This window comes from Chengkuizengella sp. SCS-71B, assembly GCF_040100845.1.
GTDB lineage: Bacteria > Bacillota > Bacilli > Paenibacillales > KCTC-33759 > Chengkuizengella.
The window spans coordinates 2,709,287-2,731,694 of sequence record NZ_JAZHSH010000001.1; the positions used below are offsets into that span (position 1 = coordinate 2,709,287).

The window sequence follows — 22,408 nt, forward strand, 5'->3', positions numbered from 1 at the left end:
TTACCAACTAAAATAGCTTGTTGTTTTGGATCACCAATAGATACAAAAAAATACCTGTGAACAAGTCAATGTAACTGTAGTTTATATTAATTCCGACTACATATTGACACTGGCATTAGCGGATATTCCTTAATATAGCACAAACATACAGTCAAAACTTCTTTTGAACCCATACAATAATCAAATAAATTAATAAGGAGTTGTTTAATATGGGAGTCTTTGATAAATCTATATGTGATTGTTGTGTCTGCCCGATGCAATGTGTATTAGAGCAGTTAAAGGGAGAAAGAATAAGAATTGGATTTTTATCTAATCAAGGCAGTTTTAGTTTTAGTAATCCGACTAATGTAAACCGTGTAGAAAATTTTATTTTATTTACTGATTCAGACGATTATGCGATTCATACTATTGATTTTATAATTTTGGACTTTGTTCCTGATCCTCAAATTCAATTAAAACCAATAAAAAATAGTCTTGGTGAATGTGCATGTATTGAAGGACCTATGACTAATTTATTAGAATCTAGAATAAATCAAACAGTACGCATAAATAGGAGTATTGAAGTAAATATTGTGAAGGTTGGACAAGGAATTGTATCAGTTAAAGATATTGTTGCATCTGCTGATAATTTTCCCTTTGGTCTATTTTCAACATGTTCAATTAGTCAAATTAGAATTTAAGTAATAACTCATCCAAATAAGTGAGGGATAATCTATTAAATCAACGGATTTATCCTATATCCACTTATTCTTATCAGATTTATAAATAGTCACACCAAAAGCAAGGAATATTACTAAATCAGCCATTGTTTCAAATGTAGCCTATTCAACACCAATTCCATAAAACTCTAATCCTTGATATAAAAGTGCAGTTATCATAAGTAATATATGTGGTATGGTATATCAGGAATGTCCACCTGGGTTTTCCCTCTACTTTCTTTTTCCATTCATCAACATCATTTACTAGACCAACGGGCTTGATCCTTGTGGTAAACCTGGAGACGTAGCCCAAGAAGCTAATAAGATAATAACTAAAAGAATAAAGAGTACTAGAACTAATGCAGCTCCAGAACCATTATGTCCGCCCATGTTAATCCCTCCTTTTACTAGATGTAATATATACTATGTCAAATCATCTGAACTGCTTGGGTTAATGCTCTGATACAAGCGCACAATTTTCATAGTTTAAAACCCCACTGTATAAATAGTGAGTTTTCCGTTGAGGGATTTTATAAGTGCTGTTAATATATTCTATGTTCGTATATTTCATTTGGTATAAACAAGTGATTTGCTTGATCGAAAATGTGCTATTATACCATTTCAAACAAAAAGGACCGTGAAAGGGTCCCTGGGTTAAAAATATTGAAAAATTCCAATTTATACTATTACATGTATTCTGAAATCGGAAAGAAAAATTCAGTCACCATAGGAGCTGTAGTATATCTCGAACGTCCACTTGCAGCAACTATAATGATTACTAAAAGAATGAAAAGGACTAGAACTATAGCTGCTCCACTACCAGAGTGTCTTCCATAAGAACTCATTAGAATTCCCCCTTTCTATATAATGTAATATATACTATGAAAGGAAAATCTATTTTGTTTGGACGGGTGTCCTAGGGCAAGTACACATTTTTCATAGTTTAAAACCTCACTACATTAAATAGTGAGGTTTCCGTAGATTTGTTTTTATTTATTAATTCTTTTTAATTTCTTTTTTAAAGCGAATATGTCGCTCCTCCTTAAAACTTCTTTTTCCCTGCTCCTTGATCAAGGGAATTTATTCTACCTCTATCCCCTCTGTTCGTTTACTAGCTTATACTACTAGTTATTCGATTACAATCTTCCTAATGCTATGAGTTTAAAGATCAGGGAGGAGAAGGGATCTATAAATCCTGAACCGTTGCTATCTCCCCATGAACAATATCTCGAATGTCCATTTGCAGCAATTAGAATAATAACTAAAAGGAGAAAGAGTACTAAAACAATACCAATACTACTACCGCCTCCGTCATAACCCATGTTAATTTTGATTGGACGAGTGTCCTAGGGAAAGTACACATTTTTCATAGATTAAACTCCCACTATATAAATAGTGAGGTTTCAGTAGAAGGATTCAATTGAGTGCATAATAATCGCTGCCAATATATTATATGTTCATACCCTTTGTCTTCCCTATTTGGAAAATTTAGATCTCCAAATCAAATTGTATAATTTCTCCAAATTCAATAGGGGCTAGAAAGTAACATCTATCTCCAAGTAAAACGATCACTAACAATATAAACAACACTAACACCACTGCTATAAATACGCTCATATCTTTCACCTCCATATTTTCATACTATATACTATGTTAAAAGCTTACGTTTGGTATAGGACAGGTGTTCTAAGACAAGCGCACATTTTTAGTAGAATCACTAACTTGGGTTGGTGGTTTTTTATATTTTAAATTAATAGACCCATAACATTAGGTTATAGGTCTATGGTTTTGATTACCCTGGGAAAGCGTATTTATAATACAGTTTATTATAACTCTCATAATATTTTTCCAAGTATTCATTAGCTCTTTCTAAATCTTCATATGCTTGATTTTTCAGTTCTTCATCTTGTTGTTCAATAGATTTTTGTAACAATTGGAATCCACCACTTCGAAGTTGCATTGCAAACCCATAATCAAAGAGCAAACTCTTTACTTCTTCTGTTTCGAAATGACGATAACTTATATTGTCAATTTTTGTATATATGAAGTATATTTTGGGGGAATTTCTTCAGTTAATGTTTCAAATAATACAGTGTCATTTTGAAAATTTTCTCCGGTTACACTTCCAAACAAAGACATTAAGTCTTCTTCCTCATTCTTCTCAATCAAGCTAAATAAGTATTATTTTTTTCAACAAACCCATCCCCTTTTGAATTAATCATATAATATCCAATCATTAATTCAATCGGTAAATATAGGTGTCCCTTGGTTCAAGTTTCATAAAACAGTATTTGTAAGATTTTTCTTGTTTAAAAATAATAGACAAAGGTGATATCATAACATAGATATGTGTAAGCGTTTTCTTATTCTATTTTTACTTAAAGGAGTGTTGATTCATGAATAGTAAATTACTAGTAGTACCATTAATTCTATCCTTGATTTTATCTTTGTACATCCCTGTTATAACAACCGCAATTGCGGGAACTGAAGGAGAAGTTGTGATTAATGAAATAGCATGGATGGGTACAAATGTGAGTAGCAGCGATGAGTGGATAGAGTTATACAATAATACCAATTCACCAATTTCTTTAGATGGCTGGTCTCTAAATGCCACTGATGGAACTCCAAGTATTCAATTAAGTGGGACGATTGCTGCTAATGGATACTTTTTGCTGGAACGAACTGATGATAATACGGTTTCAAATGTAACAGCAGATATAATTTATACAGGAGCATTAAGTAATGCAAGTGAGAATTTGGAGTTGAGAAATAACAATAATAATCTAGTAGATGTAGTTGATCAATGGTATTCAGGAGATAATAACACAAAAGCAACAATGGAGAGAATCAATTCAAATTTAACATCAACTGAATTAAATTGGACTAATTCTAGTGCTGTTTACAATGAAGGTCTTGGTACACCCAAACAATTAAATTCTCAGACAGAACCCATTGATGATACACCTGAATTGAGTAGTTGTAATACTACTGACGAACAATTAAACAATGTTTCAAATGAAATAGGTGCGATTAACGTATATTTTAATAAATGTGCTTTAGAAGAATACGCTAGTTTTCAAAATGTAGCTAATTATAACATCAATTTGGAAGATCGTTTGATCCAGCGATTAAATGAAGCTACAACTAGTATAGATATGGCCTTATATGAAATTAATTTACCGAGAATTGTAGATGCACTAATATTAAAAGCTAATGAAGGAGTTGATGTTAGGCTTATTGCAGACTCTAAAAAAGCTGATGACCCGAATTATATAGAACGATTTGAATTAATGAGATTATATATTGAAAAAATGGTCAGAGGTTACGATGGAGTTATTGGTACATCTGATGATATTTATGTGTTCTCAGACTCCCCAATGTTTGTTGTTGAAGATGTGACAAAAAGAATAGAATATGGATTGCCTTCTGATTATAGTGATTTTCCTGAAGTAACGGTACAAGTCGGAAGTGCAGATCAAACAGGATATATGTTTGTAGAGGCTGAACAAAAAGGAACTAACTCTTACTATTCACCAAATACTCAAATGCATAATAAGTTTGCTATTATTGATGATCAGTGGGTATTCACAGGAAGTTGGAACTTTACAGTAACAGGACTTTATGGTTCTTTAGAGAATATGGCAAGTGGGATCTTAGATGGAAACCAACAACATGTAGTTGAAGTAAACAGTACAGAACTTGCATCAATTTATGAAGTTGAATTTAATGAAATGTGGGGAAGTACTACCCTAACTCCTGATCCTGGAAACTCTAACTTTAATACACGAAAAACGGATAACACTATTCATAGTATAAATATTAATGGGACAACAGTAGAAGTGTATTTTTCCACTGGTGACAATGCATTAGGGCGTGTTAAAGATATCATTAAGAATGAAGCCCAATATAATTCCTATTTTACGATATTCGCATGGAGTGACCAGTCCATGCTAGATGAACTGAAGTATAAATGGGAAGGTTCATATTCAGATTTACAAGGCACATTAACTGGATTTGATATAAAAGGTGTCTTTGACTCTAGTTATTGGAATCAGTGGTGGTCGGCAAGTGTTGATATGACAGGAAGAACTGCATCACAGTCAAGTGCCGGAAATCCAAATATTCGTTGGGCAAATCCCGCACCAGTATTTAAAGATAATGAATCAAGAAAACTCCATAGTAAGACCATGTTGATTGATGCAGATACCACAAGTGATCCTACAGTTATCGTTGGTTCTACTAATTGGAGTAACAATGGTAATAATGTGAATGATGAAAACATGTTAATTATTCATAGTGACAAGATCACAAATCAATTCTTACAAGAATTTAATGCTCGATACCAGAGTGCCGGCGGGAATATAAATTAAAAAAAATAATACCGTCCTTATGAATATGGCAAATTCCGAATCCAGCAGGGATGCTCTCCCAAGACTAAATGACCGGTACCGTGGTGGAAAGGTGAAAAGCACCCTGGAAGGGGAGTGAAAGAGACCCTAACATTGGGGGTAATCCTTTTGAGGGTTTTCCTTGATTAGCATAGTCTACCAACTGTGACAAAAAGTTATTTATTAATTTTGTATTAATTTCATATAAATATTTGAACCCAACGGTCATAGTCGTCAACACGAATAGCAAAATCTCGAAATCTATCAGGAATCCCTTTGATATAATCGAAGACTAATAGGGTTCCGCTTGCTTCTTCGTCAATAATCGCCCAATCGTATTTTTCCTTTATCCAACGATTTGTTTTGTGATATGTGACAGCTTAAATAAAAAAGAGAATGGAGTCTTTTCGATTCCAATCTCTTTTTTTAAAACTATACAATTTATATTTAAATCAAAGTCTAACTTGTAATCTTTTTAGTGATTGTTCACTTCGCTCTTCCACTCTTTGAATGAGCTGATCTATTCGCTTACGTCTCTTTTCTATACGTTCTTTACTCCCTTTTGAATCTTTCATTCTTTCTTCATTTTTATCTATAGAACTTTTTAGTTCTTCAATGATTTCTTTCTTTCTATCCTTTTCTCGAGCCATGACTTCTGATAACTCTTCTCTTAATCGTTCTCTTCTATTTTCCATTGTTTTATGATCTCTGGTTTTATCCTTTGCTCTTTCTAACAACTCTTCCCTTAATTTTTCTCTGCTTTCCAATAAACAGCTCTCCTTTGATGTTATTTTACAATAATTAAAATTTGATCTTCACCTGTTCGTTTTAATACTCGATAGCCACTATGAGCTCTTGTAGCAATTCCGTCAGCATTAGAAGTGCAAAACCCATTCACTTCACATGTACCGTCGTCTCTCACTAATAATTGACCAACTAATCCTACAGCCTTCCATTCTGGTCTTTCTGATCTTGGGATATATTGTTTATCTGGATCATATTCTGGATTTAGCTTTTGTCTTTTTTCATTTCGCTCAGGTGAAATGATGTTACCATTTTCATCTTTTTCCACTGGAATGGTGATCTCTTAGTATAACACCTGACCCCACTCATCTGTCATATATCGCTTATTCCATTCATAACCCGATCCTGCTAAGACAGCCGGGACCGCACTGGTTACACCTAAGATATAATTATCTTTATCTGTAGCTTTCCTTATTTTATCACCTTCTGTTGTTACAAAATATCCGTTATCGATTGGTTTGCCATCCAACGTCTCAAATAACTCAGCGAAATCACATCCTCTACCTGAAGTAATTTTACCTGCAAAACAGGCATCTCCTGTGTTTCCGTTTATTAGAGCCATCAATGTTCCATTCACTAAATGCCAGGAGTTCAAGCGATTGCTCAACGATAGTTGCTTAAATTTCGGGTCTTAATCCTTTCCTATCTTATCGTCTTTACCTGTTTTGAAAAAGATATTAAAGGGAAATGTAGTTGTTGCGAAAATCGAGCTACAAATGAATTGCAACAGCTCATTGGAAAAGAATATGAAAGGAAAATCTATTTTGTCTGGACGTGTGTCCAAGGGCAAGTACATATTTTTCATAGTTTAAAACCCCACTATATAAATATTGAGGTTTCTGTAGAGGGTTTTTTGAGTAAATTAGCAGGTGCCAATATATTCATCAATTGCTAGACTAAAGCCCGTTGGGCTTGTGAAATCCTTGAAATCAAAGCCAATTCCTCATTAATTAAATTTAACCGTTCAATTAATGCTAATAGTTCCTCTGGATTTGTGAAATCAATGGTCCCTCCTGAGCTATATCTCGAACTTCCTCTAGCAGCGACCATAATGATAACAAGAAGAATAAAAAGTACTAGAACAATGGTAGCTATTCTACTAAATCCTTTTTTAGATGCCATAAGTATCATCACTCCCTTCAATATGATGTACTATATACTATGTTTGGAGAATCTATTTTGATTGGACGGGTATCCTAGTGCAAGTACACATTTTTCATAGATTAAAACCCCACTATATTAACAGTGAGGTTTACACCGTAGAGAGATTTTATGAGTAGTAATAGTCGCTGCCAATATATTCTATGTTCAAACCCTTCATTTGGTATAGACAAGTGACTTAATTGTTTGAAAATGGGCTTTATCCTAAGTAAAGATCATCCTTATCTATTAAAAAGGCTTTTTTTTATAAAGCGTGCCAAGTTATTTTTAAATCAAAATTTTCTGTGATTGATGCTCGGTTATAAAAAATAAGTTTCAGCGCAATGACTTCTGGTTTATCAGGATGCGGCATCAAATGGCATCATATAAATACGTGTATGATTTACCAAACACTTTCGGATCAAGAATATAAGCACCCGTACAAGACGTTCATCTCTGTATTTGTTAATTAACAAAATATTTTACTTTAGCTTACTAAAGGTTGTCACTTGGTTGTCAAATTTAATTTTAATAAAAAATATGGGATTTAATTTTCAGCAAAAAGAAAAACCCCTTGATATACAAAGGATTTCAGCATTTGATATTGGTGACCTGAGCAGGGTTCGAACCTGCGACCTCCACCCTGTCAAGATAGGACAAGACCGATTAAACCTTGATATTAAGGGATTTTCTCAATCCACTTCTAGTTATAAAATTAGAACATTGTTCTGGTTATATAAAAGGTACAGGATGATACGCAAGAGTACAATTTTAACACCAGGTACACACGTCCAGTCAAACCTCTCATAAAACTCATAACATACATTAGATAAAAAATGAACGGAGGTGAAATCATGGGAGCTTTTGATAGAACAATCTGTGACTGTTGTGTTTGCCCTATGCAATGTGTCTTGAAACAGTTGGAGGGGTTAGATGTTGGGTTTGCTACACTAGTTAGTTCATCTACTGTTGGATCAGCTCCATTATTAGTAAAGGTAGAGGATTTCATTGCATTTACAACAGAAGGAATGTACGCCATTTGTGAGGTTAATGCTGTAGCAGTTGCTTCTGAAAATTTCCCACCTATTAATTTAAAACCACTACACAAGGACAAAAAAGGGGAATGTAGCTGTTGTGAAGATCCTACTACAAACTTACTTAAGAAGTTGATAGGACAAACGGTGAGTATTGAAGCCTTGGTTGATCCATCTGTATTTATAGCACCGTTACCAGGTGTAATATTTGCAGTAGGGGAAGGTATTGTCCTATTTGATACAACACTTGTAAATCCAATGACTGGAGAGTTAGTCCCTGTACGATCTGCTGTATCTACATGTAAAATAACTAGAGTAATAACTTCTTGAGAACATAAAATATCACCCATCGTCCATTTATATATAGAGCATTGAGGGACAATACTCACTTCTCTACTGTATTCTTCACACCTGATAACAGCACAATTTAATATTTCCAATACAAACGCCCAATCAAAACAATCATAAAAACATATGATGGAATAACAGAATAAATAAGACTAAAACTAATGCATATCCTGTAGTAAATTTACTCTACGGAAAACCTCACTATTTATGGTAGTGGGGTTTTAATCTATGAAAAATGTGTACTTGTATCAGAGCATTAATCCAATCAAAGTAGATTTTATTTTCATAGTATATATTACATTATAGTGAAAGGAGGGATTAACATGAGTGGACACGTTGGTTCTGGAGCTGCATTAATTCTAGTACTATTCATACTTTTAGTTATTATTTTATTAGCTTCTTGGTGTATGGGTGGTGCAGGGCGCCCACACAGTTATGGAAGTTGCGTAGGAAAATTCGGATTCGCTAGATCTCCAGATATAGTTCAAGGAGTGACCCCATTTATAGGCTAGTATAGTCTATCAACTGTGACAAAAAGTTATTTTTTGAGTATTTTAATTTTGTATTAAATTCATATAAATATTTGATAACCCCCACCAGCTACCTAAGGGGGGCACTGAAAAACTTACACTTTTACTAGGAAAACAAATAGTCTAATCGAAAAAGACACCTTTAAATTTAGAAACTGAATTTAAAGGTGTCTTTTCATCTATTGTGCTAACATTCTATCCCTTGTTTTTAGTCGGTTAGTTTCAATATCCTTTTTAAATTCACTGCAAATATCGCCATTGCTCCTTGTAATTCCATGCCAATAAGACCCGAAGATGTTGCAACATCATACCCGTGTCTAAGTTTTAATTCGCTGTTTTTGGCTTCTATTTTATATCGTTCTTTCGATTTTTCTTTGAAATACTCGCTCTCTTGAAATTTTTCCTGCTCAATATGTTCATTGGACTTAATGCTAACACCATAACTTTTACTCTTCTCTCAAAGGCGGAGGCATCTTCGTAATAAAACGCGCATACCTACCTTTACTCTTAACGTAGTTCAAACTGTGATATCTTTTTAAATTACTTAGGTCCTCCGCTGTAAACGGATATAACTTGTCTTTCAGCTCGGTATAGTTCTTTTTGTCACATCCTTCAAGTAGCATATACGTAGTATTCGCACTCATTAATTCGACCCTCAGGTATTTCAACTGATACATTCTTTTGTCTGCCTTTAAACTATTGCTCCAACAACAATTTAATCGAGGGAATTAAGACCGGATTTCTAACATATTTAGAGGATCGCATTGTTCCAGCAAGGCGACTTTCCTATTTACATTATAATATAAGTTGTTTAATATCATTAAAAATAAAATTTCTTACAAAATAACCTTATGTTTCCACCAAAAAAACCATCCCACTATCTTAGTAGAGTGGTTTTATAGTTCATGACTTATCGTTAATGTTTCTACCAACCTGGGTCACCGCCAGTCTCTAATAAGGCTATGATTTTCGGTGCATTTACTAATGCAAATAATGTAATCACAGTTAAGACCTTGAATGTTGCTATTTTTGCTCTTTTCATATTTAATCACCTTTCTTAACTTTGTCATCATAATAAATTTCTAGTTTATTAACAGTTAAAGTATCTATCGCCTCTTTGTTAATATTATGTATATTCATAATTTGTCGTAAGCATTCACTTTCTTTGGTGATGAGGTCAACCTTAGCATATCGTTTCGCCGCATCTAAATAATAATTTATTCCTTCATCCACTTTATTTGTAAGGATATGAATCATAATCCCTAGTATATATAATCTTTATATTTTGTGTATCTCCATCAGGACAATCAATATATCCACCTTTAACAAGTCCGTATATTTTTTTAAACCATAAAAATCACCTTATACCATTCTTCCTTTCTGACAATTGAGTACCCGTAAACGTAATCGGACCCAATAAAGAAACATCTGGAGTCGATCCCATTATTGGTTGTACACTCACAACCACTTGATATGTTACATTCCTTTCCAGATTATTAATCACATCTACGTATTGTTGTGAAAATATTTGCCCGATATTAGTGCCTGTAGTACGACCAATTTCGGTTTCCGCAGCATAAATTGGCATCGGAACATTATTTTTTATTATACTGTGATCTATAATCACATTAGAGGCGGGGGTAGTATTATTAGTTACGTGAAAAATACTGTTTAAACAAATACTATCCCCTAGTTTTAAACAATCAAAAGTAATTTTTGCCACAATTGTAGGATCAGCAGAGTCTCCAATCTTTTCTCCCATCCCAGGGCTATTTTCAGGAGTAACGAACACAAATTGTTTTACCTCTACATTATTTTTGAAAGGCATTTGATTATCACCCTCTTATCTTTTTCTAACTTAATTTTTATATACGTTTTATATAATGCAAACAGAATTGATTTTTTAATTTTCTTTCTCGTTTTTATGAAACCCCCACTATATCATTAAACTTGATCCATTCATAATCATCTTCACGCTCTAATTTAATCCGCCTTAATTGGGTATCAAATTTATTTACTGTTCCAATTTTAAACTCATTCTGACCAATAGCTCTGAACAACTCAACTGTAATTTCTGATTTACTTAACATTGAATCTGATAACTGCTCTGATATAACATTAACTTCTTCCTCAGCAAGTTCAGGTTTCGACTTTCTATTTAGCTCTTGTTGATAATCATTTATACGTTCTTTATGTTCAGGAAGCATCATTCTGCTTGATTCCCATAGCATATTAGAGCCTGGTGTTAGTTTGTTTTCTTTCATTATTATTCACCCCTTACAGAACATTTGTTCTTATTATATAAGAGGTACAGGAGGATACGCAAGAGTACAATTTTCGATAATAGTTACACGTCCAGTCAAAACCACTCAATAATGAATACAATATCTCATTACAATTAATTCATAAGGTGTGTTTATTTTGGGTATTTTTGATGAGAGTATTTGCGATTGTTGTGTGTGTCCGATGCAGTGTGTTTTGAAGCAGTTGGTTGGAGCGAATGTAGTTATGTTAAGCAAACAATCAGCTGTATCTGGTGTCATTGAAGAGGTGAAAGATTTTATTGTATTTATTTCTTCAGATGGAAACGGTCAGTTAGATCAACTACCTATTTGCAATGTTACAGCTGTTATATGTACTAGTATAGATAGACTCTCTCCTAAATTAAAACCTATCTCAAATAGTAATAAACATAAGGGAGAGTGTAATTGTTGTGAAAGACCTATAACCAGCTTGGCTAGCTCTTTAACAGGTGAAACTGTAGATGTTGAATTTATCGGTGAACCACTTGATCTTGATATGAGTATTACCATCGTAAACGTTGGGAAAGGAATTTTATCGGGGAAAGTTAGCGATTCACCTATATTGATTTCAACCTGTGCAATAACAAGAATTATTCCTCAATAATCCCCATCAACTACCTAAAGCCAATGGGGATTAAACTCACTTCTGTACTATATTCTTAGCACCACTCCATAAACCACTAGCATTAGCGGATATTCCCTTATACAGTACACACATCCAGTCAAAGAAACACCACCATGAATACACTAATAAAAACTAAAAAGGACGTGATTTCATGGGCGTTTTTGATGAGTCTAAGTGTGATTGTTGCGTTTGCCCGATGCAGTGCGTAATGGAGCAGTTGGTTGGGGAAGAAATTGGTCTAGACACTTCATCAGGAAGTAATATTTCTGTTTTTTTAAACGAAGTAAAGAACTTTATCGCTTTCACTGATCAGGGAAATTTTCCAATTTGTAATATAACTTTTGTTCTACCAAGTGAAACATTCTCCTTAGACTTAAAACCAATTAAAAAAAATAAAGGAGAATGTGCTTGTTGTGAAGATCCTATAACAAATTTAGCAGAATCTATGATAGGAGAAATAGTAATTATAGAACTTATAGGGTTCGGTCAATCTGAAGTAGTAAGAATTGTTGATGTTGGTGAAGGAATTATTATTCTTGGAAATCCTGTAGGAGCAGAAACAGTAGCTGTTTCTAGTTGTTTTACCACTAGAATTATACCAGCTGCAAGTAGCGTTAGTTTATCAGAAAGAACAAATTCAAGTTTTTGGAATAGAGAACTTAAAAAATAACAAATACTCCCCACCAACTACCTAATAAGCCAGTGGGGAAATGTATACTTACTTCACTTTAGAATTATACTCTAATACTGCTTTTTCAATCGTTGCTTTGATTTCATCTTTAGTAAATTGAATCCCTAAACTACCTAGTTTTGAACTTGCGTAATCATAAGCAGCATCTAACTTTTCTGGTCCCTTTGATTGATAAAATACTTTCTCAGCATAAGAAAAAGCTTCCTCTGAAATTTTAAGAAGAAGCTCTCTTTGTTCTTTATTTGTTTTTGACTGTATCCAGAATAATACTTTATTCCTTAACTCAATTAATGCAGCTACTACCAAAGTTGATATAACTGAAATAAGAGCAAACACGATTGTTTCTAAATATGGTTGTATAAGCTCATTCATTTTAATTTCCACCTTCCAATGTTTTATTTGATAATCGGTCTAACATAACGAAAAGCAACCAAGGTAAATCATTCAAAACCTCATCAGGCTTGTCCTCTACTTTCTTTTTCCATTCATCAACATCATGTAGCAATTCTTTTTCATTTAGGTTTTCAATAGATTGATGAGCCATTTCTATTTGCCATTTTTTTAGTTTCAAAATCAATTCCTCCTTAGATAAACAACCATAGTATTCTTTCACTACATCTTGTAATAGTTGGTCATATGATTTACCCATTTTTGATAGAGCGTTTTGTGGGTCTGTTTTACGCTGCGGATCAAGAATATGATGACCGATGATAGAATTTGACGGATCTAGTCCAGCTACATAACAAATATAAGCAAGCACCCATACATACCTGTTATAAGCTTCTTCATTATTAATACTGCCTCTTTGATGAGAAAAACAAAGTTCAACACCTGCTGCTATATCATTCGCATCATCACCAAATATCTGATTATCTAAAGGTTTTTGATATAGAACATGCCAAGCCTTTTCTGGTGTATCTGTTAGTAAAGGAATACACTCATAAATACCTGTGTCATCTACAAAAATATGAGCGGATGCAGACATAACATTGTTTGAGTTTTCGTAGTATTTAATATTTTGTAAAGCTGTGGAACCATCATTCCCTGTATCGTGAGCAACGATAAACCCCACTTTTGGCATCTTAATTCCTGATCGTCTTTTTGTGCCTTTAGTGAGGTGTTTCTTCGTGATGGGATTTTTTACTTTGAAGGTCAAAGTGCTTCACTTCCTTTCTAAATTCACTGAAATAAATAGAAGATCACCGCACCAATCGTGGCAGTGATCACATATTTAAAAAGCTCCATCCAGCCTTGACGTTCTTTAAGATTGTTTGCTGTGGTGTTTGATAAAGCATTGAATAATTTTGTTTCTAAACTATCTAACTTTTGCAGGATCTGATTTACATAAGCTTTTGTTCCTTCTTGATGTGCGTATAATTGCCTTATATCTTCCTCATGTCTTTCATCATTAATTTCCAATTTATCAAGACGACGTTTCATTTCTACTTGCTCAGTATCCAAACGATTGACTTGTCTCATAATTTCTTCCAATCTATCCACCCTCCTTAACAATAAAGAACCCTGCTTTAAATAGGCAGGGATTTGAATTTATTATTAGTTAGTATTTTATATAATCACCATATCTTAGAGCACAGGCAGACAGAGCAATCATATCTCGAATGTCCACTTGCTGCTATAAGAATAATAACCAAAAGGATGAATAAAACCAAAACTATAGCTGCTCCCATAAAAACCCCTCCTTTCTCTGTGTTGTAATATATTCTATGTTAAATCATCTACTTTGATTGGACGTGTATCCTAGGGTGAGTACACATTTTTCATAGTTTAAAACCCCACTACATAAATAGTGAGGTTTTCCGTTGAGGAATTCTATGAGTGGTAATAGTTCTACTTTATATTCTATGTTCAAACCCTTCATTTTGGTATAGACAAATGACTTGCTTGTTTGAAAATGTGTTCCAACCCAAGTCCATACAAAAAGGATTGCATAGGGTGAATGATATTTAATTCCAATCTATCTACCCTCCTTAATATTAAAGAACCCTGCTTTAATAAGCAGGGATTATAAATTTACTATATAAATAAACATATTAAAAAGCTGGCGTGCATCTTGTAATTGGTGAACATACACATATAAATGTTCCTTGCCAAGCAGCAATTAAAATAATAACTAAAAGGATGAATAAAACCAAAACTATAGCTGCTCCCATAAAAATCTCTCCTTTCTATATTTTATGTAATATATACTATGTTAAATCATCTAAACTGCTTGGGTTAATACTCTGATACAAGCGCACATTTTTCATAGATTAAAACCCCACTACATTTAATAGTGAGGTTTCCGTTGAGGAATTCTATGAGTGGTAATAGTAGCTGCTAATATATTCTATGTTCTACCCCTTCATTTGGTATAGACAAGTGACTTGATTGTTTGAAAATGTGTTATTATACCCTTTCATAAAAAAAGGATCGCATAGGGTGAATGATATTTAATTCCAATCTATCCACCCTCCTTAACATTAAAAAACCCTGCTGTTAACATAAGCAGAGTTTTGAATTTACTATATAATTTATCTATTCACATGCTCATGAAGTTCTCCGTTAGTGGAGATGCTTCACTGGGGTGCCTGCATAAGTGGTGGTTCAATTGGAAAAGGAATTTTTACAGCACATCATTGTATTATACATACCCCACGGCAAATTACATCCATTGATTGTAAATTACGATTACGATTATAGGTTCTAATTGAAGCTAACAAGATAATAACTAAAAGTATAAATAGTACTAGAACAATTCCTGCTGCAGAACCATTGTGTCCACTCATGTTTATCCCTCCTTTCAAAATGTTGTACTATATACGTGTGTTGTAATATATTCTATGTTAAATAATCTACTTTGATTGGACGGGTGTCTTAGGGTAAGTACACATTTTTCATAGTTTAAAACCCCACTATATAAATAGTGAGGTTTACACCGTAGAGAGATTCTATGAGTACACAGGTTCCAATATATTCTATGTTCAAATGTTTCATTTGATATAGACAAGTGACTTGCTTGATTCAAAATGTGCTATTATACCATTTCAAACAAAAAGGGCCGTAAAAGGGTCCTTGGGTTAAAAATATTGAATGATATTTAATTCCAATCTATCCACCCTCCTTAACATTAAAGAAACCTGCTATACATAAGCAGGGATTTTAAATTTACTATATAATTTATCTATTCATATCCTAATTATAGGTTGATAAAATACTTGGATTGTAATACTGATAGGGACTATTCAATATTTATATTTATAATAACCCTATAGGAAAATCTGGATTACGATATACAAATTCCGTTACCATAGGTGCTGTAGTATATCCAGAACGCCCATTTGCTGCAATTAAAATAATAACTAAAAGAATGAATAGTACTAATACAATTGCAGCTCCACTACCAGAACGTCTTCCATAATCACTCATGTTAATCCCTCCTCTCTAAATGATGTAATATATACTATGTACAGAAATCTAAACTGCTTGGGTTAATGCTCTGATACAAGCGCACATTTTTCATAGATTAAAACCCCACTATATAAATAGTGAGGTTTCCGTAGAAGGATTCTATGAGTGCGTAATAGTTCTTCCTTATATTCTATGTTTAAACCCTTCATTTTGGTATAGACAAGTGACTTGATTGTTTGAAAATGTGTTATTATACCAATGTCAAGATCATTCTTATCTATTAAATAAGCTTTTGTATTTTATAAAGCGTGCCAAGTTATTTTTAAATCAAAATTTTCTGTGCTTGATGCTCGGTTATAAAAAGTAAGTTTCAGCGCAATGACTTCTGGTTCATCAGGATGCGACATCAAATCGGCATCATATAAATACGTATATGATTTCCAGAGCTGTCAACGTAAGTACCCCATATAGAACGTCCTAATCCATCGGCATTGTTTGCGGATTTACGTCCCACAACTAATGAAGCGCCATAGGTGTATTTATCATATTCACTTCCATCTGTACGAGTAATTGAAATAGTAGCTGACCGTTTGCCTTTTCCAAGTTTAAGGAAATGGTTTTCGTATTCTTTCCCTGTGACATTGAGATTAATCGTTTTAGCTCCGTAAGGAGTGCCCCCTATCGCAATATCATCACCAGAGGCACGTACAAGACGTTCATCTCTGTATCTGTTATCGTGATAGATTCGTTGTTTGAAGTTAGGTTTTATAGTGCACTGAAAAAATCCGTTCCCAAAATGTTCCCAACTACGTTCTTTTACTAAAAATATATATAATCAAAAATGAAGTGAAAAAGAAAAATACCTTGATATACAAAGGATTTCGGCATTTGATTATGGTGATCTGAATAGGGTTCGAACCTGTGACCTCCACCCTGTCAAGATTCTGGATGCAGTTTTCAGTACCTTCCTTTAACAACCTAAATCCCTTAATATCAAAGGTTTTAGAGGTTAAATTTACCCTATTTAACTATAAAAGTTGTCCAAAAAGTTGTCCAAAAAGGCAATAAAAAAAAAGCAAGGTTTTCCTCACTCGATTTAACTTCCATTCAACCATTTAAAAAAGGTTTCTCTTGATATTTTATACATTCTTCCAACCCGTACATAGTGGAATGGCTTTGAAAGTAGCAACTCATAAGTTTGACGCTCACCAATATCTAAAATCTCCTGTATATGTTTAGGTGTCAAAACTTCTGGATATTTTCCAATGTTTATTTTTCCATTCATTAAATTCTCCCCTTTCTTTATACTTACAAGGGAATGTGTTGCAAGAATCATACGTTTTGTGACGCTTCACGACAAATTTCGTTTGAATTTCTTTGATCGGCTTTCACTTGTTCGATTGATCGTTTATTCGCTTCACACCAAAACGTAAATTCACGAAGTTCTTCAACCGTTAAATCATTTTGTCCTGCGATATACGAAACAAGTGCATTCCAACCTTCTTCATTAATCTTTTCACGATTTTCTTCTAACCAAACGAATGAATTTTTATCTCTTTTACAACTATTCAAAGAAGCGTCCAACGGATATACATTTTCAATCGTTAAACCACCATGTCCCCACGAAGCAGGAATAAAATGATCAACCGTGAAGTTTTTCGAATTGGTCAACGCACATTGTCCGATAAAGAGTTCTATAATCGAAACCCATATTTGACCGTTAAATTCGCGTGGTAATAATTTCTCGAATAATTTTCTAATGATTTCACCCCTTGTAAAGAAAGAACGCCTTCCCCGTCATTACTCCTGAGCAGGAATTGTTTTAGTGCTATTCATTCTTTTAGTTATTATATTAATCGCTGCAAATGGAGGTTCAAGATATGCGACGGCTATTGGAGGAATTAATCCTGTAACCCCGTCTGCTGGAGAACCTAACTTTGCAATTGGACCTGAAAACGAAGCGTTTGTGTAACCTATCTAGAGTAATCTGGTTATCCACTATAACGCAAAACGAAGATTGTATTTTCGTAGTTTTGATAGAATCCGAATAACTCAATACTTTCGTAATTAAATTCAACCACTGCAGCGTTTTTATGTCCCCCACCACCAAGACGTTTTGCAATTTTGCCCACGTATGCGGTTTACTTCGCATTGAAATCTTGCGATTATTGGCGTCAATCATGATAATTGCGTCCAAGTTCAAACGGTTCAATAGTTCATGACCCGCTTCCGATTGATAACGGTCGGCAAATACAACGCCGAGCTGCTTATCACCCGTCAATTCGTAGATTACGATTCCTTTTTCAAGTATGTGGATATAACGTTCAATCGCTTCTTCTCCCAATTCAAGTAGAAGTTCGTCGGATTCCGTGAAAATGATAGGATTCGTGAGATTCAAACAACGATCTACAAAACGTTCTATACCTAAAACATAAAACAGACATTTTAATCGTTTTGAATCTGGATATGCGTGAACCCAACGGTCATAGTCGTCAACACGAATAGCAAAATCTCGAAATCTATCAGGAATCCCTTCGATATAATCGAAGACTAATAAGGTTCCGCTTGCTTCTTCGTCAATAATCGCACAATCGTATTTTTCCTGTATCCAACGATTTGTTTTGTGATGATCGAGCAATATTTTTTCACCTTCATAACGATCAACACATTCCGCGGTTTCGGGTTTGATTCCCAAGTCGGATATGATGATTTGTGGATGTTCATTAGTACGTCTTTCAATATGATCTAGTACTTTAATGATTTTTTCGTCAACATTGTAATATCCGCAATAATTAACTTCTGCACCGTATCCTATGACCGATTGGAAAAGGATGCCACAAACAATTCCGTCTAAATCGTTATGCGTAAACATGATTGCGTTTGGTTTTAATTTCATCGTGTTCAATGTAAGTCCCCCTTCGAAATATTTTGTCTTACAACCGAAGGTGTTGTTCCGAAAGGGTGAGGGACACATACAATAAAAAAAAAAGAGAATGGAGTCATTTCCAATCTCTCTTGTTTAAAGCTAACCTTATAATTTATAAATCAAAGTCTATCTTGTAATCTTTTTAATGACTGTTCACTTAGCTCTTCCACCCTTTGAATGAGCTCATCTATTCGCTTACGTCTCTTTTCTATACATTCTTTACTCACATTCGCTTCTTTCATTCTTTCTGTCCTTTTCTCGAGCCATGACTTCTGATAATTCTTCTCTTAATTTCTCTCTGCTTGCCATTACGCACCTCTCATTTGATGTTATTTTACAATAATTAAAATTTGATCTTCATCTGTTCGTTTTAATACTCGATAACCACTATGAGCTCTTGTAGCAATACCGTCAGCGTTCGGTTGACAATATCCATCTACTTCACATGTACCGTCATCTCTAACTAATAATTGTCCAGTTAATCCAACAGCCACCCATTCTGGTCTTTCTAATCTTGGAATGTATTGTTTGTCTGGATCATATTCTGGATTTAGCTTTTGTCTTTTTTCGATTCTCTCAGGTAAAATGATGTTACCTTTCTCATCTTTTTCCGCTGGAATGGTGACTTCTTCGTATAACACACGATCCCACTTATCTGTCAAATATCTCTTATTCCATTCGTACCCGGAACCTGCTAAAACAGCCGGAACAGCACTGGTTACACCTAAGATATAATCATCTCCATCTGTAGCTTTCCTTATTTTATCTCCTTTTGTTGTAACAAAATATCCGACATCAATAGGTTTACCATCCAACGTTTCAAACAATTCAGCGAAATCACAGCCTCTACCCGAAGTAATTTTACCTGCAAAACAGGCATCCCCTGTATTGCCGTTTATCAGAGCCATCAAGGTATCATTCACTAAATGCCAAGAGTTATCTTCAACCGCTTGACCTGATCGTCCCATAATATGCGCATTCACTCTATTATTTGTATCTGTTCCGTTTCCTTCCGCATGGGAACATTCACCTGAAGCAATCGTATTACAACCTTCCGCATGAGAGGCAAAGCCTTCAGCTCTAGTACCATCTCCTTCTGCGTGAGAACAATCATCTAAAGCTACCGTATTACAACCTTCCGCATGAGAGGCAAAGCCTTCAGCTCTAGTACCATCTCCTTCTGCGTGAGAACAATCATCTAAAGCTACCGTATTACAACCTTCCGCATGAGACGCTAATCCTTCCGTTCTTGTTCCATTTCCTTCCGCGTGAGAACAATCTCCTCTCGCTTGGGTTGCAAGACCTTCAGCGTGGGACGCATCTCCACTGGCTATTGTTGTATCTCCTTCGGCATGAGAACCGAAATCACCTATGGCTTGAGAAATACTCCCTTCAGCGTGAGAAAACAAACCCAATGCTTCTGTAACAAATCCTTCGCTATGGGACGTTAATCCTATAGCTTCTGTTTGAAATCCTTCCGCATGTGAGTCTGCACCTACTGCCATCGTTCCTGTTCCTTCGGCATGAGAAGATCCACCCTCGGCTGTTGTATTTGTTCCTTCGGCATGGGAGTGTACGCCATTTGCTTGTGTAAGAGACCCTTCAGCGTGGGAACGTAGACCATTCGCTTGTGTCCGAAATCCTTCTGCGTGGGAACTATCTCCTAATGCTTCTGTGAATGTTCCTTCCGAATGAGAAAAGTCTCCAGATGCTATAGTAGAAGCTCCTTCCGCATGAGAAACTCTTCCCACGGCTCTTGATTGATCTCCTTCCGCATGGGACCTTTCCCCAAGAGCTTGCGAGAATACCCCTTCCGCATGAGAAAAGTCTCCAGATGCTCTAGTAGAAGCTCCTTCCGCATGAGAAGTTGTTCCATCAGCTATTGCTGTATCCCCTTCGGCATGGGATCTATTTCCATTTGCTTCCGAACGTATTCCTTCCGAATGAGAAAAGTCTCCAGATGCTATAGTAGCAAATCCTTCCGTATGGGATCGATCTCCAATTGCTTCTGTGAATGCTCCTTCGGCATGAGAAAAGTCTCCAGATGCTATAGTAGCAAGTCCTTCCGCATGAGAAGTTCTTCCCTCGGATCTTGTTGTATCCCCTTCCGCATGGGACCTTTCCCCAATAGCATCCGTAAATATTCCTTCCGAATGAGAAAAGTCTCCAACTGTTCTAGTAAAAAAACCCTCCGCATGAGAAGCAGTTCCCACTGTTAGTGTACTATCTCCTTCGGCATGAGATCTATTTCCAAATGCTTCCGAACGTATTCCTTCCGCATGAGAAAAGTCTCCAGAAGCCACTGTACTTCTTCCTTCCGCATGAGCTTGTTCACCTGAGGCAACTGTAGCTGTTCCCTCCGCATGAGCACCTATTCCTGTTGCTGTCGTTCCCTCTCCTTCCGCATGAGATCGATCTCCTTGAGCAAGTGTGTCAATTCCTTCGGCATGGGAATTATCTCCTGTTGCTTTCGTGTTCCTACCTTCCGCATGCGCGTTTTCTCCATCCGCCTGGGTGATATATCCTTCCGCATGACTATTCAACCCTCTGGCAAGAGAACCTAACCCTTCCGCGGTAGAATTATCCCCTTGTGCTACGGTATCTCTGTTTTGAGCATGCGCATAATCTCCACTTGAGGTGGTATTTCTTCCTTCCGAGTGAGAAGCTTCCCCTTCTGCATTCGTTTTAGTTCCCTCTGCGTGAGAGAATTCTCCAGCCGCCGTTGTACAATCTCCTTCGGCGTGGGATTGAAGCCCCTTTGCTTTTGAGCTTGCTCCTTCCGCATGGGAAGCTGTTCCAATCGCTTGAGTTCCTTCTCCTTCAGCATGAGAATTATCCCCTTGTGCTACGGTGTCTTTTCCTTCCGCATGGGAAGCATCGCCACTGGATGTGGTATTTCGTCCTTCTGTGTGGGAAGCATCACCACTCGCATTTGTATTTCTCCCCTCTGAATGTGAAGCGTCTCCGCTTGACATTGTATCTCTTCCCTCGGAATGAGAATTCTCCCCACTTGATCGTGTACTTCTACCTTCAGCACAAGAGTTGTCACCACTCGCTATCGTATTTCTACCCAACGCTGTGGCGCATTCTCCCGTTTCTTCACGGTTACAACTTTTTCTATCCATTTATTTCACTTCCTTATAGTTTTTTAATATAAAGTAAGATTACATTTAAATCCTTAATCTACTATATGAAGTGAATTGTATAACGTATGGATTACTACCTATAACCTATTAAAAAAAGGTATCTACCTATGAAAATTGATTATTTGTACCCATTGACTGTAAAACAATTCACACACTTTATAGTAATCGTTTTACGGTAGAACTTGACACCAAATGTTATCTGACATCGTTTAAAAATTATTTATTCGACTTTCAAAAATGTCGATGATATTCGCCAACACATTTAAGTTTTTTAAATCTTTCTCAATCGCTACCCCTTCGGCTTTAAATATAAATAGACCATGAAAAAGACTTTTTCCTTTTATTTCGGTTACAAAAATTACATTTT

At 35.3% G+C, this 22,408-nt stretch carries 27 protein-coding genes and 2 pseudogenes; 6 read left to right on the forward strand and 23 right to left on the reverse strand.

The window, feature by feature from the left end; genetic code table 11:
* The first annotated feature begins 209 nt into the window (after positions 1-209).
* Complete coding sequence (locus VQL36_RS13185; protein ID WP_349249770.1) at positions 210-680, forward strand: hypothetical protein; 471 nt, start codon at positions 210-212, stop codon at positions 678-680.
* 282 nt (positions 681-962) lie between these two features.
* On the opposite strand, the gene VQL36_RS13190 is transcribed toward VQL36_RS13185, so the two are convergent.
* The 5 genes from VQL36_RS13190 to VQL36_RS13210 all read right to left on the reverse strand — a co-directional run bounded on the left by VQL36_RS13190 (position 963) and on the right by VQL36_RS13210 (position 2,867).
* A complete protein-coding gene (locus VQL36_RS13190) occupies positions 963-1,088 on the reverse strand; it encodes a YjcZ family sporulation protein (protein ID WP_349249771.1) in 126 nt (41 codons plus the stop codon).
* A 296-nt stretch (positions 1,089-1,384) separates the two neighbouring features.
* On the reverse strand, positions 1,385-1,543 hold the full coding sequence (locus tag VQL36_RS13195) for a hypothetical protein (protein WP_349249772.1): 159 nt from the start codon (positions 1,541-1,543) through the stop codon (positions 1,385-1,387).
* A gap of 643 nt (positions 1,544-2,186) precedes the next feature.
* Positions 2,187-2,315: a hypothetical protein gene (locus VQL36_RS13200; protein ID WP_349249773.1), complete on the reverse strand. Its 129-nt coding sequence runs from the start codon at positions 2,313-2,315 to the stop codon at positions 2,187-2,189.
* Positions 2,316-2,490: 175 nt separating this feature from the next.
* A complete protein-coding gene (locus VQL36_RS13205) occupies positions 2,491-2,658 on the reverse strand; it encodes a hypothetical protein (RefSeq protein WP_349249774.1) in 168 nt (55 codons plus the stop codon).
* Between the two features lie 59 nt (positions 2,659-2,717).
* Complete coding sequence (locus VQL36_RS13210; RefSeq protein ID WP_349249775.1) at positions 2,718-2,867, reverse strand: hypothetical protein; 150 nt, start codon at positions 2,865-2,867, stop codon at positions 2,718-2,720.
* A 227-nt stretch (positions 2,868-3,094) separates the two neighbouring features.
* Between VQL36_RS13210 and VQL36_RS13215 the strand changes: the two genes are divergently transcribed.
* A complete protein-coding gene (locus VQL36_RS13215; protein WP_349249776.1) occupies positions 3,095-5,068 on the forward strand; it encodes a phospholipase D-like domain-containing protein in 1,974 nt (657 codons plus the stop codon).
* A gap of 470 nt (positions 5,069-5,538) precedes the next feature.
* Here VQL36_RS13215 and VQL36_RS13220 read toward each other — a convergent pair whose 3' ends face one another.
* From VQL36_RS13220 to VQL36_RS13230, 3 genes and pseudogenes are all read right to left on the reverse strand, one after another.
* Entirely contained in the window at positions 5,539-5,853 is a 315-nt protein-coding gene (locus VQL36_RS13220; protein ID WP_349249777.1) for a hypothetical protein, read from the reverse strand.
* Positions 5,854-5,873: 20 nt separating this feature from the next.
* Positions 5,874-6,452, reverse strand: a pseudogene (locus tag VQL36_RS13225) (peptidase G2 autoproteolytic cleavage domain-containing protein).
* A 329-nt stretch (positions 6,453-6,781) separates the two neighbouring features.
* Complete coding sequence (locus VQL36_RS13230) at positions 6,782-7,012, reverse strand: hypothetical protein (protein ID WP_349249778.1); 231 nt, start codon at positions 7,010-7,012, stop codon at positions 6,782-6,784.
* Positions 7,013-7,884: 872 nt separating this feature from the next.
* Here VQL36_RS13230 and VQL36_RS13235 point away from each other — a divergent pair.
* Complete coding sequence (locus tag VQL36_RS13235) at positions 7,885-8,394, forward strand: hypothetical protein (RefSeq protein ID WP_349249779.1); 510 nt, start codon at positions 7,885-7,887, stop codon at positions 8,392-8,394.
* Between the two features lie 341 nt (positions 8,395-8,735).
* Positions 8,736-8,924, forward strand: a complete 189-nt coding sequence (locus VQL36_RS13240) for a YjcZ family sporulation protein (protein ID WP_349249780.1) — start codon at positions 8,736-8,738, stop codon at positions 8,922-8,924.
* A gap of 226 nt (positions 8,925-9,150) precedes the next feature.
* Here the strand turns inward: VQL36_RS13240 and VQL36_RS13245 are convergent.
* The 4 genes and pseudogenes from VQL36_RS13245 to VQL36_RS13260 all read right to left on the reverse strand — a co-directional run.
* Positions 9,151-9,396, reverse strand: a pseudogene (locus VQL36_RS13245) (transposase); the annotation flags it as partial.
* A 590-nt stretch (positions 9,397-9,986) separates the two neighbouring features.
* Entirely contained in the window at positions 9,987-10,199 is a 213-nt protein-coding gene (locus VQL36_RS13250; protein WP_349249781.1) for a hypothetical protein, read from the reverse strand.
* Positions 10,200-10,299: 100 nt separating this feature from the next.
* Positions 10,300-10,770, reverse strand: a complete 471-nt coding sequence (locus tag VQL36_RS13255) for a hypothetical protein (protein WP_349249782.1) — start codon at positions 10,768-10,770, stop codon at positions 10,300-10,302.
* Between the two features lie 94 nt (positions 10,771-10,864).
* The gene (locus tag VQL36_RS13260; protein WP_349249783.1) at positions 10,865-11,206 is read right to left on the reverse strand and encodes a YolD-like family protein; all 342 of its coding nucleotides are present in this window, start codon (positions 11,204-11,206) and stop codon (positions 10,865-10,867) included.
* A 157-nt stretch (positions 11,207-11,363) separates the two neighbouring features.
* Between VQL36_RS13260 and VQL36_RS13265 the strand changes: the two genes are divergently transcribed.
* Positions 11,364-11,849 carry a hypothetical protein gene (locus tag VQL36_RS13265; RefSeq protein WP_349249784.1) on the forward strand — a complete coding sequence of 162 codons (486 nt, stop codon included), beginning with the start codon at positions 11,364-11,366 and terminating at the stop codon, positions 11,847-11,849.
* Positions 11,850-12,021: 172 nt separating this feature from the next.
* Positions 12,022-12,540: a hypothetical protein gene (locus VQL36_RS13270; RefSeq protein WP_349249785.1), complete on the forward strand. Its 519-nt coding sequence runs from the start codon at positions 12,022-12,024 to the stop codon at positions 12,538-12,540.
* A gap of 48 nt (positions 12,541-12,588) precedes the next feature.
* Here the strand turns inward: VQL36_RS13270 and VQL36_RS13275 are convergent, their stop codons facing one another.
* The 11 genes from VQL36_RS13275 to VQL36_RS13325 form a co-directional block, all read right to left on the reverse strand.
* Positions 12,589-12,933: a phage holin, LLH family gene (locus VQL36_RS13275; protein WP_349249786.1), complete on the reverse strand. Its 345-nt coding sequence runs from the start codon at positions 12,931-12,933 to the stop codon at positions 12,589-12,591.
* 1 nt (position 12,934) lies between these two features.
* Entirely contained in the window at positions 12,935-13,717 is a 783-nt protein-coding gene (locus VQL36_RS13280; RefSeq protein ID WP_349249787.1) for a peptidoglycan recognition family protein, read from the reverse strand.
* Positions 13,718-13,740: 23 nt separating this feature from the next.
* Positions 13,741-14,052 carry a hypothetical protein gene (locus VQL36_RS13285; protein ID WP_162038556.1) on the reverse strand — a complete coding sequence of 104 codons (312 nt, stop codon included), beginning with the start codon at positions 14,050-14,052 and terminating at the stop codon, positions 13,741-13,743.
* A 1,142-nt stretch (positions 14,053-15,194) separates the two neighbouring features.
* The gene (locus VQL36_RS13290) at positions 15,195-15,347 is read right to left on the reverse strand and encodes a hypothetical protein (RefSeq protein WP_349249788.1); all 153 of its coding nucleotides are present in this window, start codon (positions 15,345-15,347) and stop codon (positions 15,195-15,197) included.
* Between the two features lie 469 nt (positions 15,348-15,816).
* Positions 15,817-15,987 carry a hypothetical protein gene (locus VQL36_RS13295; RefSeq protein ID WP_349249789.1) on the reverse strand — a complete coding sequence of 57 codons (171 nt, stop codon included), beginning with the start codon at positions 15,985-15,987 and terminating at the stop codon, positions 15,817-15,819.
* A gap of 498 nt (positions 15,988-16,485) precedes the next feature.
* Positions 16,486-16,611, reverse strand: coding sequence for a hypothetical protein (locus tag VQL36_RS13300; RefSeq protein WP_349249790.1), 126 nt, complete (start codon positions 16,609-16,611; stop codon positions 16,486-16,488).
* Positions 16,612-17,065: 454 nt separating this feature from the next.
* Complete coding sequence (locus tag VQL36_RS13305) at positions 17,066-17,254, reverse strand: helix-turn-helix domain-containing protein (protein WP_349249791.1); 189 nt, start codon at positions 17,252-17,254, stop codon at positions 17,066-17,068.
* A 47-nt stretch (positions 17,255-17,301) separates the two neighbouring features.
* On the reverse strand, positions 17,302-17,640 hold the full coding sequence (locus VQL36_RS13310) for a hypothetical protein (protein ID WP_349249792.1): 339 nt from the start codon (positions 17,638-17,640) through the stop codon (positions 17,302-17,304).
* Positions 17,641-17,842: 202 nt separating this feature from the next.
* Positions 17,843-18,874, reverse strand: coding sequence for a hypothetical protein (locus VQL36_RS13315; RefSeq protein WP_349249793.1), 1,032 nt, complete (start codon positions 18,872-18,874; stop codon positions 17,843-17,845).
* Between the two features lie 140 nt (positions 18,875-19,014).
* Positions 19,015-19,137 carry a hypothetical protein gene (locus VQL36_RS13320; RefSeq protein ID WP_349249794.1) on the reverse strand — a complete coding sequence of 41 codons (123 nt, stop codon included), beginning with the start codon at positions 19,135-19,137 and terminating at the stop codon, positions 19,015-19,017.
* Positions 19,138-19,224: 87 nt separating this feature from the next.
* Positions 19,225-22,020, reverse strand: a complete 2,796-nt coding sequence (locus VQL36_RS13325; RefSeq protein ID WP_349249795.1) for a peptidase G2 autoproteolytic cleavage domain-containing protein — start codon at positions 22,018-22,020, stop codon at positions 19,225-19,227.
* Positions 22,021-22,408 lie beyond the last annotated feature (388 nt).

What these genes read in the sequence shown, in the direction of transcription:
- VQL36_RS13185 (WP_349249770.1), top strand. Translation starts at nt 210, where the DNA reads ATGGGAGTCTTTGATAAATCTATATGTGATTGTTGTGTCTGCCCGATG.
- VQL36_RS13190 (WP_349249771.1), bottom strand. Translation starts at nt 1,088, where the DNA reads ATGGGCGGACATAATGGTTCTGGAGCTGCATTAGTTCTAGTACTCTTT.
- VQL36_RS13195 (WP_349249772.1), bottom strand. Translation starts at nt 1,543, where the DNA reads ATGAGTTCTTATGGAAGACACTCTGGTAGTGGAGCAGCTATAGTTCTA.
- VQL36_RS13200 (WP_349249773.1), bottom strand. Translation starts at nt 2,315, where the DNA reads ATGAGCGTATTTATAGCAGTGGTGTTAGTGTTGTTTATATTGTTAGTG.
- VQL36_RS13205 (WP_349249774.1), bottom strand. Translation starts at nt 2,658, where the DNA reads ATGCAACTTCGAAGTGGTGGATTCCAATTGTTACAAAAATCTATTGAA.
- VQL36_RS13215 (WP_349249776.1), top strand. Translation starts at nt 3,095, where the DNA reads ATGAATAGTAAATTACTAGTAGTACCATTAATTCTATCCTTGATTTTA.
- VQL36_RS13230 (WP_349249778.1), bottom strand. Translation starts at nt 7,012, where the DNA reads ATGGCATCTAAAAAAGGATTTAGTAGAATAGCTACCATTGTTCTAGTA.
- VQL36_RS13235 (WP_349249779.1), top strand. Translation starts at nt 7,885, where the DNA reads ATGGGAGCTTTTGATAGAACAATCTGTGACTGTTGTGTTTGCCCTATG.
- VQL36_RS13240 (WP_349249780.1), top strand. Translation starts at nt 8,736, where the DNA reads ATGAGTGGACACGTTGGTTCTGGAGCTGCATTAATTCTAGTACTATTC.
- VQL36_RS13250 (WP_349249781.1), bottom strand. Translation starts at nt 10,199, where the DNA reads ATGATTCATATCCTTACAAATAAAGTGGATGAAGGAATAAATTATTAT.
- VQL36_RS13255 (WP_349249782.1), bottom strand. Translation starts at nt 10,770, where the DNA reads ATGCCTTTCAAAAATAATGTAGAGGTAAAACAATTTGTGTTCGTTACT.
- VQL36_RS13260 (WP_349249783.1), bottom strand. Translation starts at nt 11,206, where the DNA reads ATGAAAGAAAACAAACTAACACCAGGCTCTAATATGCTATGGGAATCA.
- VQL36_RS13270 (WP_349249785.1), top strand. Translation starts at nt 12,022, where the DNA reads ATGGGCGTTTTTGATGAGTCTAAGTGTGATTGTTGCGTTTGCCCGATG.
- VQL36_RS13275 (WP_349249786.1), bottom strand. Translation starts at nt 12,933, where the DNA reads ATGAATGAGCTTATACAACCATATTTAGAAACAATCGTGTTTGCTCTT.
- VQL36_RS13290 (WP_349249788.1), bottom strand. Translation starts at nt 15,347, where the DNA reads ATGAGTGGACACAATGGTTCTGCAGCAGGAATTGTTCTAGTACTATTT.
- VQL36_RS13295 (WP_349249789.1), bottom strand. Translation starts at nt 15,987, where the DNA reads ATGAGTGATTATGGAAGACGTTCTGGTAGTGGAGCTGCAATTGTATTA.
- VQL36_RS13300 (WP_349249790.1), bottom strand. Translation starts at nt 16,611, where the DNA reads ATGTCACAGGGAAAGAATACGAAAACCATTTCCTTAAACTTGGAAAAG.
- VQL36_RS13305 (WP_349249791.1), bottom strand. Translation starts at nt 17,254, where the DNA reads ATGAATGGAAAAATAAACATTGGAAAATATCCAGAAGTTTTGACACCT.
- VQL36_RS13320 (WP_349249794.1), bottom strand. Translation starts at nt 19,137, where the DNA reads ATGAAAGAAGCGAATGTGAGTAAAGAATGTATAGAAAAGAGACGTAAG.
- VQL36_RS13325 (WP_349249795.1), bottom strand. Translation starts at nt 22,020, where the DNA reads ATGGATAGAAAAAGTTGTAACCGTGAAGAAACGGGAGAATGCGCCACA.